Genomic DNA, 19,824 nt, shown 5'->3' on the forward strand with positions numbered 1-19,824 from the left:
CAATAAAAAAGGCGCAATTAATAATTGCGCCTTTTTTGTTTTTAACTTATTAAATTTTGAATAGCTATTAGCTAGCGAGCGCTGCTTTCACTTTATCGCGATAGCTACGGCTTACTTTTAGTTCTTGGCCGTTATCTAACACTAAAAGATACTCACCGCTTACTTGAGTTACAAGCTTGCTAATTTGCTTCGTATTCACAATGGCACTGCGATGAACTCGCACAAATAGTTGTGGATCAAGCTCTTGTTCAAGCTCTTTCATTGTTTTACGAAGGATATGCGTTTGCCCATCTTGGCAATGAAGGCACATATAATCACCAGCCGCATCAACCCATTGAATTGTAATAACAGGCACACGAACAATCTCGCCCTGCTCTTTTACAGCTAATGATTCTGGATAACGACGGTCAGCAAGGCTATCACCCGTTGCTAACTTCTTTAAAATTTCTTCGCAATTATTGCCTGTAATACCTGCAACAAAGCTCGCTAGTTTTTTCTTATGGGCGTTATCTTGTTGCGTTTTTAAATAGGTATGCACTTTTTCTACCGCCTGTTTTAGTCTGTTGTCATCGACTGGTTTAAGAATATAATCCAACGCATGAATCTCGAATGCTTTAACTGCAAACTGGTCAAAAGCCGTTACAAACACAATAGCGGGTAATGGATTTACGCTCTCACTAAGTGCTCTTGCAACTTCAAAACCGTTCATATTTGGCATTTGAATATCTAAGAAAACCAATTGAATATTGCCCGATAAGCATTCATCAATTGCCTCTTGACCATTGCTACATAAACGAATGACTTCTAAATCGTCAAACTCAGAAAGTCGAACTGCTAAGCCTTTTCTTGCTAGCGGTTCATCATCAACGATCAAAGTTCTAATTTTGCTCATTTCTTAACAGCCTTTTCAAACGGAACGCGCAGATTAACTTTTAATCCACTTGGCGTATTGTCAGAGAGAACAAACGAGTAGTTGTTCTCATAAAGTGTTTTTAAGCGGTCCTGTGTATTAGCTATGCCAACGCCTTGAGAATTAACCAGTTGGCCATTTTTAAGCTCAGTGCCAGGACCATTATCGCCTACTTCCAATAATAGTTCATTTGCAAAAACTTGTGCTTTAATATCAATCACACCACCTTCATTTAGTTGCGCTATCGCATACTTTATCGAGTTTTCGATAATCGGTTGGAGGATCAAGCTTGGTACCAAGGCTTCTTTTGCCTGCTCGCTTACATCTACATTAACTTGTAAACGTTCATCAAAGCGTACTTTTTCAATTTCTAAGTACAGCATGAGGGCATGAATTTCTTGCTCTAATGGCACCTTTTTTATTGGGTCGGTATTGAGTGTGTATCGTAAGAAGTCACTCAATTTTGACACCATTAAATTTGCATCTTTGTTCTCTTTTACCAAAATTAAGGTTGATATTGCATTTAAGGTATTAAATAAAAAGTGCGGATTAAGTTGATAGCGAAGCATTTTCAGCTGAGCTTCGTGAGCCATAGTCGTTGCTTTTAGGGCCTTTTGACGCTCACTTTGTAATAGCTGGTAATACTTAATACCAAAATACAAACCACTCCAACAAAGAATGATGTAAACCGAATCTAACCCTTGTTGTAAGTAATAAAACCATTCATTTGGTCGGTAACCGTGACGGTAGATTTCCCATAAATTGAATTTTTGTACAACGGCCCATAATGTGCCTGTGACATAGGAAGCACCAAAAACGACAAGCATTAATACCCAAGGTGAGGCATTCCAAACTTTACGATACATATAACGTAAAGGTACTGTCATTAAACAGCCTGCATAAGCGTTTAATACAATAACAAATACGTAAATATCACGCATTTCAAAGACTTTTGAGCCGATATAATTAACTAACGCATAACCTATCCAGCCTGCAATTTGCAAAACCCAGAAAAAGCGTTGTCGATTATCAACTAATGATTGCCAATTCAAAATATCAGATTACCTTTCATAATTATTTTTATTATACCGATAGTCACGAGAGCAAAGCACTGCCGCCTATCTTAATTTTTTATAGCCTTACCGCATTCTTCGGACATTAAAAAAGCGAAGGCCACAACAGCCTTCGCTTTTTCTCTGCTTTATTTTTAAGCTAGTTTATCTGAAGCCACTTTATAATTTGGATCTTCAATCACATTCACTTCAACTAAATCACGCGCATTGTGTAATAGTTGAATACAATCAGGGCTTAAATGACGTAAATGCAGTTTCTTACCCACTTTTGCGTATTTGTCTGCAAGACTGTCAATTGCTTCAATCGCACTGTGATCAGCAACACGGCTATGTTTGAATTCAATGATCACGTCTTCTGGGTCATTTTTAACATCAAATAACTCGGCAAAGTTCTTAACCGAACCAAAGAATAAAGGACCATGAAGCTCATACACTTTAGAGCCTTGCTCATCGATGTAATTGCTTGTGTAAATGTGTTTCGCATGTTGCCAAGCAAAAACCAAAGCCGAAACAATCACACCCACACATACCGCGATCGCAAGGTCTGTTGCTACGGTTACACCTGAAACAAGCACAATAACAAAAGCATCAGACTTAGGTACACGCTTCATCATCTTGAAGCTTGCCCACTCGAAGGTACCAAGTACAACCATGAACATAACGCCAACTAAGGCAGCTAATGGGATCATCTCAATGAGGCTGGCTGCAAAAATAATGAATGCTAGCAGTATTATTGCTGCACTAATACCAGATAATCGTGAGCGACCGCCCGAGTTAATATTGATCATTGATTGACCAATCATCGCACAACCACCCATTGCACCAAAGAAACCACAGGTAATATTTGCAGCGCCTTGACCAATACACTCTTTATTACTGTGACCACGGGTTTCAGTAATTTCGTCAATTAGGGTCAGTGTTAATAACGATTCAATTAAACCAATCGCCGCTAAAACTAAGGCATAAGGGAAGATAATTTTTAATGTTTCAAGATTAAATGGCACCATAGGAATATGGAACTCAGGCAAGCCACCGGCAATGGTTGCTTGCTCATTGCCTGTCATTCCTTTTAAGAAATCAAGTACAGTGCGCGCTTCTAAATCAAAACCAATCACAATCGCTGTTACAGTTACAATGGCAGCTAACGATGAAGGTACTGCAGTGGTTAGCTTAGGTAAGAAATGAATAATAGCCATAGTTAACGCTACTAAGCCAAGCATAATATAAAGTGCTTGCCCTTCCATCCACTGTTGACCGCCCATACCGTCTGGTACTTTAAATTGACCCAGTTGAGCTAAGAAAATAACAATCGCAAGACCATTTACAAAGCCCAGCATTACTGGGTGCGGAACCATGCGAATAAACTTGCCGAGCTTGAAGATACCTGCGAGTACCTGCAGTATCCCCATCAATAACACGGTAGCAAATAAATACTCTACACCATGATCTAAAACTAAACTTACCATTACAACGGCTAGTGCACCGGTAGCACCAGAAATCATACCTGGACGACCACCAAAAATAGCCGTAATTAAGCCAACAATAAATGCGGCATATAAACCAACCAAAGGCTCAACATTAGCAACAAAAGCAAACGCAACCGCTTCTGGTACCAATGCCAACGCAACGGTCAAGCCTGATAGAATATCGTTTTTAGCAGAGCTTGGCGCTTTGCTGAGTAAGTTAAACATTAAGATCCTCTTTATAGTGAATGCATTTCGGCAAGGCGCAGAATTCTAGCAAAATCCGCAAAAGTTAACAATTATTAACAACAAAACGGCTAGTACCTAAAAGCACTAACCGTTTTCGAAAAAATAAAACGTAGTAGAAAAAGATTAAAGAGGTAAAGACGTACTACGCTTAACGCATGTCATGGTCACGTTTGAGTGAACTTCTTGAACAAACTCAAGGTTTAGTAGGTTATCACGAACAAACTGCTCATAACCTTCAATACCTTTAGAAATAATTCGAAGCATGAAATCCATGGTACCCGCCATGCTGTAACACTCGGTTACTTCATCATAGCTCATAATTAAACGCTCAAACTCAGCTAGGTTCGTTCTACCGTGGTTAGAAAGACGAACATGGGCATAGACCAACATATCAAAGCCAAGCTTTTTCTCATCAAGCAAAGCAACTTTACCTTTGATATAGCCATCTTGCTCAAGCTTAGCAATACGACGCCAACATGGAGATTGAGATAAACCAACTTTATCGGCAATTTCTGCCGTAGATAAGCTAGCATCCTGCTGTAATAATGCCAAAATTTGGCGATCTACTTGGTTCAGAGACATTTTATTTCTTTTTCTGTAAAAATACTGGTTAAATTATATAACTGATTTAAAAATCAGTCTGCCTATTTTCTACTATTTATGCAAAAAAATTGCAATTTTATACCGTTCCACTTACAAACTACTTAACTTATGTTACGCGTTGGCATTAACCAAAACGTCCGCTAATAAATGGATTTGTTTTTCGCTCATGCCCTACGGTGGTATTCGGACCGTGGCCTGGCAAAATAGCAACTTCATCAGAGAATGATAAAATCTCAGACTTAATTGATTCGAGTAATTGCGCACTATCCCCTTTTGGAAAGTCAGTACGACCAACAGAGCCTTGAAAAATCACGTCACCCACTATCACCTGTTCTGAACCTTGGTGGTAAAAAACAACATGACCAGGAGTATGCCCTGGGCAATGGCGTACAGATAATTCAAGTTCACCCACTGTGATTGTATCGCCATGATTTAGCCACTTTGTTGGATAAAATGGTGTAATTGGTGAAAAACCAAACATTTGCGCTTGCATTGGCAAGGCATCAAACCAAAATTTATCATCTAAATGTGGGCCAATGATATCAACGCTAAAATGCTCTGCGAGTTGCTTTGCTGCGCCCACATGGTCTAAGTGGCCATGTGTTAAATAAATTGCCTCTAATTGGCAATTTAAAGCAGCAAGTTCTGTTTGAAGTTTATCTGCATCGCCACCAGGGTCAACCAATGCCGCTTTATTCGTTTGCTCACAAATAATAATGCGGCAATTTTGCGCAAAGCCAGTAACAGGAACAGCTTTCACTTTCATGTTATTGTCCTTTTTGTAACTGCTCAAACGCCATTAAAATTGGGTATTTTAAATAGCCTTGATCATAAAACGGTGTACGCTCATAGAGCCAATGCAAGCGCGCATCAGCATCTTTTGCAAAGTTTTTATCTTCACGAATTTTTTTATCGAACTCTAAAGCCAATGCAGGTTTTTCTTTAAGCATTTGTCGTGCATAAGGCATTAAAGCGTAATTCTCAACGTATTCAGTGCGCTGAAAAATAGTATTAAACTCGCCCCAAGCAAAGAATGAATCTGGCGCTTCTGGGTGTAGTAAGTGTGTAGCCAGTTCTGAGTATGGCTGCTCAGTTGAGACTTTGTACCAGCCGGTCATATCGACATTTTCTACGGTGTTGTAATCAAATGTCGCCTCTACACGAAAACGTCCTTCAAAAGGTGCTTTTGCAAATGAGTAATCAGCAACGCTTGCTTGCGTTAATGGCTCAGAAGCAAAACCATTCACTGTCGTTACCTCTACGCCGTGTAATTTAAGCTTACTTACCAATTGGCTGTACGCTGGCGGAATATAAAACGCTGCAGGAACGTTAACGGTCTTTTTAACCTCTTTCTGCCAGTAAATAGGCAAAGCGTCATAGTTTTTAGCTTCACCTAAATATTTAACTTCAGCTTGCCCTGACAATGCACTTTCAGTTCTTGAATAAGCGATACCTTTAAATTCGATGGTATCTGGCTCTTTTGCATAACCACGTTCAACAACTAATTGCGTAGGTTTGAAATCGAGCTCTTTTTGAACCGCTTCATTAAGGGCTTTATCATTTGCAGCTAAAGCGTCAATGGCACCATCAATAAATACATAAGTACCTAATACGCGCTGCTTATAAGGTTTTAAAGAGTGGTTCTCAACTAATATTGTTGGTAATGAACGTAAATCACCCCAACCATTTGAAAAACGTGGTGTTGCCACCCAACCAGCTAAACCTTTTTTAAATTCGCGCTTGTCCATTACAAAAACCAGTGGACCAGGAATATGCCCTGCTTTTTCGAGTTTGGCATCAATAACAGGTTTAAACAGATTATCTAACGCTTGTGACACACTTGGTGATTCACTAGAAAATACCGGATTATAGCCGTAGGTAACATCATATTGGTAATCAGCGCCATCTGTTACATGGACATCCAGGTATAAATCTGGCTTAAATTGATTAATAACCTGCATTACACCGCGTACTTCGGGTGTATCTAGCTTAGTGTAATCACGATTTAAATTTAAATTTAGACCATTCGTTCGAAAGCCCATTTCTACTGGGCCACGCTGATTAATACGGTTGTATTGGCTACTACGCTCGTGACCATCAACGTTTAAAATAGGAATAAACAGAATATTTACTTTGCTAAGAATATCGCGGCGTTTACCTGTTGCAATGTCGCGTAGCAACATAAACATGGCGTCTTTGCCATCAATTTCACCACTGTGAATGCCTGCTTGAATAAAGATGGTTGGTTTTGTATCAGCAACAAGTTGTTTGGCATCAAACAAACCTTGCTCATTCGCCACTAACATCTTAACCGCACGACCTGCACTGCTTGTCGCAATAGTCGTTACTTTGAATTGTGTTGGGTTTGCGGCAACAAGGCGTTCTACGAACGCCATAGTGTCTGCATAATCAGGCGATAAAGTGCCTTCGCTTAATTCGAAATCTGTGGTTAAAGGTCCTTTTTCTTGCATTAAAGACACACTATCGCCTTGCCATGGCAATAATGGGGGTAAGTGGCTGTCTAAAGTTACTGCAGCAGATAAAAACACTAAACTCGCAAACATATCACTCTCAAGTGCGGTACTTATTCTATATTGGGGAAATTATAACAACTAATCTGAATGGATTGCGTAAACTGCGGTGATTCAACAAAAAAATGGAGCAAACGACATACGCTATGCAAAATCGTTGTTAGTTATGAATATTAATTAAGATCAAAAAAAGGAGCACTAGGCTCCTTTTTAAACTTTATGAAAAGCGAAATTAAGCCGCTAGGCCTTCTTTTGCTTTTGCAACAAGCGCTGCGAATGCAACTTGGTCATAAACAGCGATATCTGCAAGGATCTTACGATCGATTTCTACAGAAGTCTTTTTAAGACCATTGATAAAACGGCTGTATGAAAGACCGTTTTGACGAGCTGCTGCATTGATACGTGCAATCCAAAGTTGACGGAAAGTACGTTTCTTAGCACGACGGTCACGGTAAGCGTATTGACCCGCTTTAGTAACTGCCTGGAAAGCTACGCGGTAAACACGTGAACGTGCTCCGTAGTAACCTTTAGCTTGCTTTAAAACTTTTTTGTGACGTGCACGTGCGATAACACCGCGTTTAACTCTTGCCATTTCTGAAGACTCCTATTAAGCGAATGGTAACATACGTGAAACTAGACCATGGTCATTCTTATGAACCATCATCTTAGGACGTAAGTGTAATTTACGCTTAGAAGTTTTCTTAGTCAGAATGTGACGAAGATGCGCTTGTTTACGCTTGAAACCGCCAGAAGCAGTTTTCTTGAAACGCTTAGCCGCGCCTCTGTGAGTTTTTAGCTTGTAAGCCATTGCAATAACTCCAAATGTATTGCTTAAAAATTAGCAAGCAGGCGAGAGATATAAAAATAGCTCTACTTTTAAGGCCTAACTTACTGCCATAATCCGGTGAAGGCTCACTACAAAAGCAGTGCAACCTTACTTATAACCGGTTATTTCAGGTGAACAGTAAACTGTTACTTGCAGACCTGAAATAAAATCGGTGCGTAATATACCCTGTTTATTGCTTTTTAGCAATAGGTGCCATCATCATAACCATCTGGCGACCTTCAACACGATTTGGGAATGATTCAACTTGTGAAACATCTTCCAAATCAGTTTTAACACGGTTTAATAATTCGATACCAATTTCTTGGTGAGCCATTTCACGACCACGGAAACGGATAGTGATTTTAGCTTTATCACCCGCTTCTAAGAACTTGCGTAAGTTGCGTAGCTTAACCTGGTAGTCACCTTCATCCGTACCTGGACGGAATTTGATTTCTTTAACCTGGATTTGCTTTTGCTTTTTCTTTTGTTCTTTTAGTTCTTTGCTTTTTTCAAAGATGAACTTACCGTAGTCCATAACCTTACAAACAGGTGGCTCAGCATTAGGACTGATTTCTACAAGATCTACACCCGCATCATCAGCGATAGCTTGCGCCTCTTTTAATGACACGATGCCAGCTTGCTCGCCGTCGATGCCAATTAAACGAACTTCTTTAGCTGTAATATCTTCGTTGATACGATTTTTTTGAGCTGTTTGTTGCCCTTTCTTGCCGCCTCTAATGGTACGATCCTCCAAGAATATAAAATAAAAAGCGTGTAGTTGGCTGTTTGTTTTGCCCTACACGCTCATGATTTATTGTCGATTTTTAATTTCTTCGCTTACTTTAGCAACGAAATCATCAACACTAAATTTGCCTAGGTCTTCACCTGTGCGAGTGCGTACTGCCACTTCTTGTTGTTCAACTTCTTTATCGCCAACAACAAGTAAATATGGAATACGTTTTAACGTATGTTCACGGATTTTAAAGCCAATCTTCTCATTTCTCAAGTCAGCAGCGGCTCTAATTCCAAGTTTATTTAATTTTTGTACAATTTCTTGCACATAATCTGCTTGTTTGTCCGTGATGTTCATGATCACAACTTGCTTAGGAGCAAGCCACGTTGGGAACAAGCCAGCGTATTCTTCAGTTAAAATACCGATGAAACGCTCAATTGAACCTAAAATTGCGCGGTGGATCATAACTGGTGTACGACGTTCGTTATTTTCAGCAACATAAGTTGCACCTAAACGACCTGGTAATGCAAAGTCTAGCTGTACAGTACCACATTGCCATGCACGGTCTAAACAGTCATAAAGTGTAAACTCAATCTTAGGACCGTAGAATGCACCTTCACCTGGTAGGTAATCAAACTCAATGTCGTTTGCTTTTAATGCATCAGCTAGTGCAAGCTCAGCTTTATCCCACATTTCGTCTTCACCGATACGTTTTTCTGGACGAGTAGATAGTTTTACAACGATCTTCTCAAAGCCAAACGTTTCGTATGTGTCGTAAACCATTTTGATACATGCAGACACTTCATCCATGATTTGCTCTTCAGTACAGAAGATATGCGCATCATCTTGAGTAAAGCCACGTACACGCATTAAGCCGTGTAATGCACCTGATGGTTCGTTACGGTGACAACAACCAAACTCTGCCATACGTAATGGAAGATCACGGTATGATTTTAAACCTTGGTTAAAGATTTGTACGTGACCCGGGCAGTTCATTGGTTTGATTGCGTATTCACGCTTTTCAGATTCAGTTGTGAACATCGCATCTGCGTATTTGTCCCAGTGACCTGATTTTTCCCATAAACCACGGTCCATCATTAATGGGCCTTTAACTTCTTCGTAATCGTACTCACGTAGTTTTTCACGAACGAAGTCTTCTAGTTCACGGTAAATGCTCCAACCATCGTTGTGCCAAAACACCATGCCTGGTGCTTCTTCTTGCCAGTGCCATAAATCAAGCGCTTTACCAATACGACGGTGATCACGTTTTTCAGCTTCTTCTAAACGTTTTAAATACGCTTTAAGTTGCTTTTTATCTGCCCATGCAGTGCCGTAGATACGTTGCAGCATCTTGTTTTCAGAATCACCGCGCCAATAAGCACCTGCCACTTTCATGATTTTGAAATGTTGACAGAATTTCATGTTTGGAACGTGTGGACCACGACACATGTCGATGTATTCTTCGTGATGGTATAAGCCTGGACGATCATCTTTCGCGATGTTCTCGTCTAGAATTTCCATTTTATAGGTTTCACCACGCGCTTCAAAAGTATCGCGTGCTTCTTGCCAGCTTACGGTCTTTTTAACAACGTCGTAGTTTGTTTTAGCAAGCTCAAGCATACGCTTTTCGATAGCATCTAAATCATCTTGGCTTAAAGAGTGTTCCATATCGATATCGTAATAGAATCCGTTATCGATGGTCGGACCGATTGCCATTTTTGCTTCAGGGAAAAGCTGCTTAACCGCATGACCAATAAGGTGCGCACATGAGTGACGGATAATCTCTAAACCATCATCATCTTTTGCTGTGATAATTTCTAAACGCGCATCTTCGGTGATTAAATCACATGCATCAACACGGGTACCATTAACACGGCCTGCAATTGTTGCTTTGGCAAGACCTGGACCAATATCGCTTGCTACGTCATATGTGCTTACTGGGTTTTCAAAACTACGCTGACTGCCGTCAGGGAGGGTAATAACTGGCATTATAAATCCTTAATACAGTGGTGATGCCTACAATGCATCACATGTAATATTTTTAAAAAATTTTATGTAACTCTGCAACGCTTTTACGAATAAGCATTGCTATTTAAGCTTGTATTTACTGAGTCTTCGCAAATACAAGCGACCATTGTCGCCGCTCACGTTCTTAAATACAAGTAGTTAGAAGAGTAAATTGACAATTAGTTAAGTCATTTCATACTTAGTGAGTCAGTACTTTTAGGGTGATGAAGATGCCAAACACGCGTACGTTCAAATTTGCAACGTTTAACTTATTAAATTATACCGCGCCACCCTATTCGTTTTACCAATTACATGAACGCTATAACAATACGCAATGGCAGCAAAAACAATCGTTTGTAGCTAATTTCTTAAATGAAGCAACCCCTGATGTGGTGGCGTTTCAAGAAGTGTTTAGTCAGCATGCTCTAGAAGTGCAATGCAAAGAAGCGGGATATGATTATTTTAAAACGGTCGATAGCCCGTCCCATGATAGCCTTTATCCGCAAGTGTTATTCAATCCTGTGGTTGCCATTGCCAGTAAATACCCGTTTAAATCGGCCGATGCATTGACACCATGCCCTGAATTACTTGAGTACTTAAACAATCAAAGTGAGTTCAAATTTAACCGCACCCCAATTAAATGTATGATTGATTTACCTGATTTTGGTGAAGTCTGCTTTTATGTTGTTCACTTTAAGTCACAACGTGTGCAGTCAATGGCACACATTCTTAACATTCACAACCTTGAAGATCCGTTGCTGCAGTTGTTACACCAAACAGTAGGTACCATGCAATCTCAAATATCGCGTTCATTAGAAGCATCCATTGTTTATTATGATGCGCTAAAAACCCAACGCGAAAAACAATGTGCAACACTCGTTATGGGTGATTTTAACGATGTACTAACCAGCCCTACTTTATCGTTTATGACACAAGGGTTTCATCCTACACGTTGTGAACCCTGCATAGAACATAACGAACCCGTTGTTGGCCTAACCGACAGCTATGAGTTTAGCCGCTCGTTTTATGATAAGAAAAACAAACCCTTTAGCCATTATTACCAAGGTAAAGGTAATGTACTAGATTATATTCTTGCCTCTGCACATTTTAATCCCGATTGCCAAGTTTCAAAGGTGAAAGCGCTCGACTATGAAAGTTATGACAAGCATATTTCCCCTACACAACTGACCGAAGACATTAGTGTAAGTGACCATAGTGTTATCGCTATAAAAATTCATTTTTAAAGCAACTGTTTTTCATAACGTTACTTGCTATAATTGCGCAAATTAAGTTATTTAGAGAATGACCATGAGAACATGCGGTGTAGAAATTACAGGTAGCGACGTACTACTGTGTATTTTAACCAAAGACAATGACGTATTTGATATCCGTGATGTCAGACAAACACGTTTTACCTTAGGTAACGGTAATGACACAGAAGTAATGCGTAAATTCCAATTTGATTTCAAAAAATTAATGGAAGATTACCAAATTGACTCTGTAGCAATCAAAGAGCGCCAAGCAAAAGGTAAATTCGCTGGTAGTGCGAAAGGTTTCAAAATGGAAACGGCTATTCAGTTAATTGAGCGCTTAGATGTGCAAGTTTTATCTGCAACTGAAATCAAAGAGCAGCTTAAGCGCAACCCAGTGCCTATTGATTTTGAAGACACAGGCCTGAAAAAATTCCAAGAAAACGCATTCATTAGTGCTTACGTGTACATTATGCGTAAAACTTATAAGCAAGATGAGCCAAAAGCTTAGTTGATACTTATTACCAAAAAACGTGCTACGGCACGTTTTTTTACACCCCAAAAACCACTCTTTATTCTGTTTTATTAAAATTACACTCTGTACATTAGTCTTATAAAGCTTTTCTTTGTCGACAATCTATGTTTAGTTAATCAGGTACGCATGTTTTGAAATCATCTTAAATGATAGTTTCAATTCTTTTGCATCAAGTCCATGACAACAAATTAACCGGACACGGAGAATACAATGCAGACAAAGAACACACACATCAATGCGCTTCCACTCACTCAAAGCTATTATCAAGGCCGTACAGACATTCCATTGATAGAACAAACAATTGGACAGTATCTTGACGATATTGTCGACAATTACCCTGATCACCCCGCAATTGTGGTTCATCATCAACAGATCCGATTAACCTATAGACAATACCAGCAGCAGATTAACCAGTTAGCAATGGGGTTATTATCACTTGGCGTAAAACCTGGCGATCGGGTTGGTATTTGGTCACCCAATAATATCGAATGGTGTTTAACTCAATTTGCTACAGCTAAAATTGGTGCAATCATGGTATGCATTAACCCTGCATATCGACCAAGCGAATTAAAATACGCACTCAATAGTGTTGAGTGTTCAACACTTATAACAGCGAGTGAATTTAAAGCCAGTAATTATATAAACATGCTCAATGAGCTCGCACCGGAACTTAAAGATTCACAAGCAGGTGAATTAAATTTAAACGCCCTGCCACACCTAAAAAATATAATTCGTATTGGTGATGAGCCTGCTGCTGGCATGTTTAGCTTTAGCGATATCATGCAGCGCGCAACAGATGCCCATAAGCTAGAGCTTGATGCAATAGCTGCTACTTTAAGCTGTGACCAAGATATCAATATTCAATTTACTTCTGGTACTACGGGTAATCCAAAAGGAGCGACCTTATCTCATAAAAACATCCTCAATAATGGATTTTTGATGGCCCAAGCGATGAAGCTTACACATGAAGATAAACTCTGTATTCCGGTGCCTTTATATCACTGCTTTGGTATGGTGCTTGGCAATTTAGTATGTATAAGTAAAGGTGCTACCGCAGTTTTCCCGGGTGATTCATTCGACCCTAAAACAACCCTTGAAGTTGTTGAAAAAGTACGTTGTACTGGCCTACATGGTGTTCCAACTATGTTTATCGCCGAGTTAGAGCTTAAAGACTTTGCAAACTATGACTTATCTAGCCTACGAACAGGCGTGATGGCCGGCTCAACCTGCCCCGAGCAAGTTATGCGTAAAGTTCACTCATTAATGCATATGAAAGAAGTTGTAATTGGTTATGGCCAAACAGAATGTAGCCCGATAAATAACGTGACCGAAACCGACTCACCACTCGAAAAACAAGTTACCACAGTGGGCCGTGCATTAGCCCATACTGAAGTGAAGATTATCGACGAGCTGGGTGATATTCAAAAAGTTGGCATACCGGGTGAAGTATGTAGTCGTGGTGCTGGAATTATGCGCTGCTATTGGAATGATGAAGAGAAAACGAAAGCAACAATTGATCAAGACGGTTGGTTACATTCTGGTGACTTAGGTGTTATGGACGAAGATGGCTTTGTTGCTATCGTTGGTCGAATAAAAGACATGATCATCCGTGGTGGTGAAAATATTTACCCAAGAGAAATAGAAGAAGTTCTCTACACCTACCCTGGTATTCAAGATGCAGCCATATTTGGCATTAGCGATGAAAAATACGGTGAAGAAGTATGCGCTTGGATCCAACCTAAAGATGATGCAGTACTTGATGAAAATGCCATTCGTGATTTCTTAAAAGATAAACTAGCCTATTTCAAAGTACCAAAGCACATCCGCTTTGTTGAAGAATACCCAATGACAGTAACAGGCAAACTTCAAAAATTTAAAATGCGCGAACAAATGCAAGAACTCCTAAGCGAAAAAGCCTTCTCGTAACCATTTACGTGCAAAAATACACCCTAATTTCAATCAAGCTCAGCACCGCTGAGCTTTTTAAATTAATTAAGACACCCAAATTATGAAAAGATATTAAGACACCCATATTAAATTAAGACGCTCATATTTATTTAAGGAGTTAACCGAGCTTCATATCTAAAGAATTAATTTAAGAAGACACCCAACTTAATATTTCTCACTTCTCAAAATTATGACTAAACTTAAATTGTTCAACTCATGGAGGAGAAGAGCATGGCAACCCCACGTAGAAACTTGATTAGCGTTTCAAACACGCCTTATTACCATTGTATTTCACGCTGCGTTCGTCGCGCTTATTTGTGCGGAAAAGATCCACTAACGGGTCGTTCGTATGAACACCGGCGCGATTGGGTTGAAAAGAAACTACTTCAACTTGGGCGAATATTTTGTATTGATATTTGCGCCTACGCTGTAATGAGTAATCACACTCATCTGGTTCTTCACATTGATATAGCAAAAGCTAGGCGTCTAAATAATAAAGCGATTCTTATTAGATGGCACAAATTATTCAAAAGTACATTCCTTTGCCAACGATTCTTAAATGGCGAATTGCTAACACAAACCGAGCTCGCTACGGTTAATACCAAAGTAAATTTATATAGAGAAAGGCTCAGCAGCATTAGTTGGTTTATGCGAGTTCTTAACGAGGGTATTGCACGAAAAGCGAATCAAGAAGATGGATGTAAAGGGCGGTTCTGGGAAGGTCGCTTTAAATCACAAGCTTTACTTGATGAAGCAGCACTTGCCGCTTGCCTTGCTTATGTTGATTTAAACCCAGTAAGAGCAAAAGCGGCTGATTTACCTGAGCAATCTGACTACACCAGTATTAAAGCCCGAATTCAGTTAGCTCAAAATAAAAAGCAACCGAAATCGCTTATGCGCTTTGCAGGTAAACCTCGTGAACATATGCCTAAGGGATTACCATTTGAGCTCAAGACATATCTGCAACTTGTAGATTGGACAGGCCGTTCAATACGAGAAGATAAGCCAGGTAAAATCCCAGAAAATGCGTTACCAATACTTGAAAGATTAAATATTTGTACAGAAAACTGGCTCACACTCACCACTTCCTTTACCCGCTCGTTTAAAAATACAGCGGGTAAAGAGCAAGCTATAACTGAGTATGCAAAACACATGAAACGAAAGAGAAGAAGCTCAATAACTAATAGCCAAGCTTTGTTTTGCTAAACACTTAAACTTTTCATTTACTACTTTTATTCATCTATTTTAAATAAATAGAAAATGTCTACGTTTATTTTAAATAAATAGTAAATGTCTACGTTCTGAAATTAACTTTAGCTAAAACTAAATGACCAACCCTTAAATCTAAATAATATAAAAGAACTAAACATCATTATATGCAAAATTAGTTCAATCAAAAGCTGTGACTATCTACTTTTTACATACTAAAAGTGGGTGTCTTTTTATAAAAATGGATGTCTTTTATTTATTACACTACTCCTTGTTTTAACATTGCATCTGCAACTCGTTCAAACCCAGCTATATTCGCACCAAGTACCAAGTCGTGTTCATTCGAGTACTGCTTGGCAGTAGCTGAAATTGTATCGAAAATAGACTTCATAACTTGCTGAAGTTTCTCATCAACTTGCTCAGCTCGCCACTTTTGCATACTGGCATTTTGAGCCATTTCAAATTGACTGGTAGCAACACCACCAGCATTTGCAGCCTTACTTGGCCCTAAAAATACATCGTTGTCTTTAAAAACTTTTAACGCATCAGCTGTGGTCGGCATGTTTGCCCCCTCGCATACAACAGAGCAGCCATTTTCAACCAAAGCTTCAGCATCTTTTTCGGTAATTTCATTTTGAGTTGCACAAGGAAGTGCAATATCTGCTTCATATCGCCACACTTGATGTCCGTCGCTAGGATATTGATTTACTGGCGTAAACTCAGCATCTTGGTGTTCATTCAAATAATCCCTAAGCTCTGCACCTCGTTCATTTTTCAAGTGTTTTACAAGAGCCACATCAAGCCCACCTTTACAATACAAGGTCCCTTTTGAATCACTACAGCTAAGAATAACAGCATCGTATTGGTCAAGCTTTTCCATCAAATACAATGCTACATTACCAGCACCAGAAACTAGGCATCGCTTACCTCTTAAAGAATCACCTTTAGCATCTAGCATGGCACTTAAAAAATATGCAACACCATAGCCAGTTGCTTCTGTTCTCAGTGAAGAACCTGCCATAATCTCAGGCTTACCAGTTAACACCCCTTCAAATTGATTAGTGATCCGTTTATATTGACCAAATAGATAACCAATTTCTCTCGCCCCAACGCCAATATCACCAGCAGGAACATCTGTGTTAGCACCTATGTGACGATAGAGTTCAGTCATATATGACTGACAAAAACGCATAATTTCATTGTCACTTTTTCCTTTAGGGTTAAAGTCAGCACCGCCTTTAGCCCCTCCTAATTGCAACCCTGTGAGTGCATTCTTCAAAACTTGCTCAAAGCCTAAAAACTTCACCACACTTTGATTGACACTCGGGTGGAACCTCAAGCCCCCTTTATAAGGGCCTAGAGTTGAGCTAAATTCGATTCTAAAACCACGGTTAACTTGCACTTTGCCGTCATCATCAAGCCAAGGAACCCTAAATATTGCTTGCCTTTCAGGCTCAACTAACCGCTCTAGAATTGCCTGCTGTTGATATTCACTATTCCCTTCTACTACCTGATTTATTGATGAAAGCACTTCTTCAACAGCTTGATAAAACTCAGGCTCATTTGGATTAGACTCTTTAACTGATTGCAGTACCTCTTCGATATATTGCATTACAAAATCCTCTTTCAAGCTGTTGAAAATATTCAGTCTATTAGAATTAAACTAACTTAGACATAATATCGATCACTCATGTTTAACGAATAATGAACACCGCTGATTGCTCCCCATCATATTGCCACTCAAAACGCAGTGGTTCATTTTGAGAATCATAAAACCAAACTTCTGCCACAAGCTCTAAAGCACTATTTGCCAGCATCACAGTCGACGTTAATTTGCTTTGTTTTAGAGGTGCCCGCAATAAGCATTGATTGTAATCAGCCTTATTATCATCGCCTTTCAAGCAGATATTTAAATACGCTCTGCTATCACCCATGTTCAAATCAACATCTATGTTTAGTTCTATCTTGCTACTTAAATCAAATTGAGGAGCAATCGTTAGGTCAGCCATTGTCTCTGTTTCTACACTCGTGTCAGGAGGTGTTGTTTCTGGTGGCGGCGTGCTTGTTGTGGGTGTCTGCGTAACAGTTGTACTTACCGCTTCAGTTGAAGAGCTACCTTCACCACCGCCACCACACGCAGATAACATTAAGCTAATGATTAATAAAGTATAATGTTTCATGACTATTCTCCTCGTAGAATAACATTTGCAAGTTTTGCATTATTAAACCAAAGCGGCTTTTCCCGTCCCTCTGATTCAGCAAATGCTCTAAAGTCACTATACGCATGTGTTATATCAACACTCTCTTTTGGATGCGCCCATGAACTGCCAATCTCCATTGCCCAAGGTAGACCAGTTTCAGTTTGGAAATAATATCTTTGAGCACTATTACTGGCATCATCAGAGTCAGTGATTGAAAATAATTGTGAATTGAATTTTTCGGTTGGTTGTTGATTCTTAATATGAACTTCCCAACCACGTGGGTTTTGTCCAACTAAAAACTCACCATGGTAGTGATCTTGAGCTGCGAAAATAAATGGGTCTAAAGTATATTTTGGCGCTTCAATTGTGGTCACTCCATTTTGAAGTGAAACGGTTAAACTAAACGAAACTTTGCTGTTGGTATCACAGCCTGTTTCAGTTCTAAAATAACTACAACTTGACTGCTTATCTGCATAATCCCAAGTGTCTGGCATGATAATGAAAATAGCATCTTCAACCCCTTGTTCTAATATAGAATGTGATTGTGTTTCGCCATTTATCGTTAAATTAATTGAACTTGTATCTATCTGACTTCTTAATATTCGTTTATCAACATCATCGGCTATCGTTTGATACAAACGAACTGCAAAGCCATTATGAAAATCAGCACCAATTCCAACCAACTCCCCTTCTATTTTGTAACCAATGGCCTGACCTTCTTTATCAATCAATGTAGTACGGTAATTTACAACTAAATCGTTAAAGTCATAATCACCAGCAAAAGGCCATTGATCTTCGTAGGCAAGGGTTACCCAGCCGTTTTCACTTGGGTATACCAAACTTCCATATGTTGTTACCGGGTAATCCTCGACTTCGCCGCCTGTTACCCCACCACTTGCGGTAATTGGGTTAGCCTCGCTGCCATCGGTTACACGAAAGCGTGCCCATGTTGCTCCCATCACAGCATCACTCGGTACATCCAACAGCACACTGTTATCACCTTGATTTAAGCTGTATTTACTTACTGTGATTTCGTCTGGATCAAACTGGAAATTTTGATCCCAATCGAACCAAGCATATAAATAACCATTATCATTAGGTGCGGTCACAATTATCTGGCTGGTAGAACCTGCAACAAAATCAGTGACAAATTTAACACCATCATCTGAGCTATCGACGGGCGATGCCTGTAAATCTGCAGGAGTGTTAATGTTTTCACCATCAACAACGGCTCCTAAATAAACTAAATTTGATTGGTCTTCATTAGGGTCAAACAGATGTCGGGCACCACTATCAGCAAGCGCTGTTTTATATGGCATAGGGGCATCGCCAAAGTCGATTGAGTTATCAGTTACTTTTACTTCTGCAATAGCACAGCGTGCACCATCATTTTGATTCGATGTTGGCCCTAAGGTGAAAACTGCTGCGGTAGGTGTATAACCAACCACAGGGCTGGTGCTTAAATCTACTTTATGGATTTTACCGCTGCGGTTATTACTAAAATAAAACTGACCTTGCACATCAAAGTAACCTGCACCATTAGCGCCAGTATCGCCAGCTATGTCGAGGTTTGCTATAAAAGTGGGTGTCTGATTATCTAAGTTGATTTCGTAAAGGTCGCCGTTAGACTCAACTGCATACAAAAGATTGCTATGTGGATGAAAAGCAAAATCATAAATAGCTAAATTCCAGTTCGCTGAGCCTGCAACTAATTGTGCCTGATACTCATCGGCCTCTTCAGTTAAATCAATGCCAAATAAACCAAATTTAGGGTGGTATAAATAGTAAACCGCCTGATTAGTTTCACTATTCACATGAATATCACCAACATAAAAATTGGTATCTGGTAGACCATTAACAATTAAACGTTGTAAAACATAATCATCACCAATACGTACAACACTTCTCGGGGCTTGTTTGCTAAAGCCATACATGTACTGGTCTTGATAATTAAAGCCAACCGCATTTACGCTGTCGTTATTCGCCTCTGTTGTAAAATCCATTGACGCCGCAAGCACGGTGGTTTTTGCAGATACTAGGTCAACGCCAAACATTTGCGCAGGCGAACCTTGAATCAAAAATGCTTTACTCGGGCACTGTTCAAATGGTGCAGCACTTACAAAGCCTGTTGCAAGTGCGGTTATTAGGTAAGCGGGTATGTTACTTTTCATAATTACACTCTCCTGTGGATGTGTTATTACTAAAAGCAGTAACCATTCCAAAATATAACTCACGCTATAACAAGGTGTTATGAAAAATCAGACTGAGTATTTGCAAGATGCAAGAG

The 19,824-nt window shown here is 39.6% G+C and carries 17 protein-coding genes; 4 read left to right on the forward strand and 13 right to left on the reverse strand.

Translation table 11 applies throughout. The features are described from left to right. Positions 1–67: 67 nt before the first annotated feature. From AADY36_RS08835 to thrS, 10 genes are all read right to left on the reverse strand, one after another. Entirely contained in the window at positions 68–892 is an 825-nt protein-coding gene (locus AADY36_RS08835; protein ID WP_054554883.1) for a LytR/AlgR family response regulator transcription factor, read from the reverse strand. After that, positions 889–1,962: a sensor histidine kinase gene (locus AADY36_RS08840; RefSeq protein ID WP_055198338.1), complete on the reverse strand. Its 1,074-nt coding sequence runs from the start codon at positions 1,960–1,962 to the stop codon at positions 889–891. The genes AADY36_RS08835 and AADY36_RS08840 overlap by 4 nt, the downstream gene beginning before the upstream one ends. 155 nt (positions 1,963–2,117) lie before the next feature. After that, positions 2,118–3,674: a SulP family inorganic anion transporter gene (locus tag AADY36_RS08845; protein WP_055022230.1), complete on the reverse strand. Its 1,557-nt coding sequence runs from the start codon at positions 3,672–3,674 to the stop codon at positions 2,118–2,120. Between the two features lie 144 nt (positions 3,675–3,818). Continuing rightward, positions 3,819–4,277, reverse strand: coding sequence for an Lrp/AsnC family transcriptional regulator (locus AADY36_RS08850; protein ID WP_036968198.1), 459 nt, complete (start codon positions 4,275–4,277; stop codon positions 3,819–3,821). A gap of 145 nt (positions 4,278–4,422) precedes the next feature. Beyond that, positions 4,423–5,064 (reverse strand): MBL fold metallo-hydrolase, encoded by a 642-nt coding sequence (locus AADY36_RS08855; protein ID WP_285221381.1) that lies wholly within the window; start codon positions 5,062–5,064, stop codon positions 4,423–4,425. Position 5,065: 1 nt separating this feature from the next. Continuing rightward, positions 5,066–6,862, reverse strand: coding sequence for a M14 family metallopeptidase (locus tag AADY36_RS08860; RefSeq protein ID WP_342408869.1), 1,797 nt, complete (start codon positions 6,860–6,862; stop codon positions 5,066–5,068). 199 nt (positions 6,863–7,061) lie between these two features. Beyond that, positions 7,062–7,421 carry a 50S ribosomal protein L20 gene (gene rplT / locus AADY36_RS08865; RefSeq protein ID WP_036968189.1) on the reverse strand — a complete coding sequence of 120 codons (360 nt, stop codon included), beginning with the start codon at positions 7,419–7,421 and terminating at the stop codon, positions 7,062–7,064. A 15-nt stretch (positions 7,422–7,436) separates the two neighbouring features. After that, positions 7,437–7,637 (reverse strand): 50S ribosomal protein L35, encoded by a 201-nt coding sequence (gene rpmI, locus AADY36_RS08870; RefSeq protein ID WP_054554888.1) that lies wholly within the window; start codon positions 7,635–7,637, stop codon positions 7,437–7,439. A 208-nt stretch (positions 7,638–7,845) separates the two neighbouring features. Beyond that, positions 7,846–8,409, reverse strand: a complete 564-nt coding sequence (gene infC / locus AADY36_RS08875) for a translation initiation factor IF-3 (protein ID WP_082401559.1) — start codon at positions 8,407–8,409, stop codon at positions 7,846–7,848. 57 nt (positions 8,410–8,466) lie between these two features. Beyond that, a complete protein-coding gene (thrS, locus tag AADY36_RS08880; RefSeq protein WP_054561407.1) occupies positions 8,467–10,377 on the reverse strand; it encodes a threonine--tRNA ligase in 1,911 nt (636 codons plus the stop codon). Between the two features lie 248 nt (positions 10,378–10,625). Between thrS and AADY36_RS08885 the strand changes: the two genes are divergently transcribed. The 4 genes from AADY36_RS08885 to AADY36_RS08900 all read left to right on the forward strand — a co-directional run bounded on the left by AADY36_RS08885 (position 10,626) and on the right by AADY36_RS08900 (position 15,333). Continuing rightward, positions 10,626–11,639, forward strand: a complete 1,014-nt coding sequence (locus AADY36_RS08885; protein WP_342408870.1) for an endonuclease/exonuclease/phosphatase family protein — start codon at positions 10,626–10,628, stop codon at positions 11,637–11,639. A 64-nt stretch (positions 11,640–11,703) separates the two neighbouring features. Then, a complete protein-coding gene (locus tag AADY36_RS08890; RefSeq protein ID WP_054561405.1) occupies positions 11,704–12,156 on the forward strand; it encodes a DUF3010 family protein in 453 nt (150 codons plus the stop codon). 234 nt (positions 12,157–12,390) lie between these two features. Then, a complete protein-coding gene (locus AADY36_RS08895) occupies positions 12,391–14,106 on the forward strand; it encodes an AMP-binding protein (protein WP_342408871.1) in 1,716 nt (571 codons plus the stop codon). 252 nt (positions 14,107–14,358) lie between these two features. Next, entirely contained in the window at positions 14,359–15,333 is a 975-nt protein-coding gene (locus AADY36_RS08900; RefSeq protein WP_287199958.1) for a transposase, read from the forward strand. Between the two features lie 262 nt (positions 15,334–15,595). Here AADY36_RS08900 and gdhA read toward each other — a convergent pair whose 3' ends face one another. From gdhA to AADY36_RS08915, 3 genes are all read right to left on the reverse strand, one after another. Continuing rightward, entirely contained in the window at positions 15,596–16,948 is a 1,353-nt protein-coding gene (gdhA, locus tag AADY36_RS08905; protein ID WP_342408872.1) for an NADP-specific glutamate dehydrogenase, read from the reverse strand. Between the two features lie 82 nt (positions 16,949–17,030). Further along, entirely contained in the window at positions 17,031–17,516 is a 486-nt protein-coding gene (locus tag AADY36_RS08910; protein ID WP_250660325.1) for a hypothetical protein, read from the reverse strand. A 2-nt stretch (positions 17,517–17,518) separates the two neighbouring features. Further along, positions 17,519–19,708, reverse strand: coding sequence for an LruC domain-containing protein (locus tag AADY36_RS08915; protein ID WP_342408873.1), 2,190 nt, complete (start codon positions 19,706–19,708; stop codon positions 17,519–17,521). Between the last annotated feature and the right edge of the window lie 116 nt (positions 19,709–19,824).

It is taken from the genome of Pseudoalteromonas sp. D15MCD-2, assembly GCF_038562745.1.
In the GTDB taxonomy this organism is placed as follows: Bacteria; Pseudomonadota; Gammaproteobacteria; order Enterobacterales; family Alteromonadaceae; genus Pseudoalteromonas.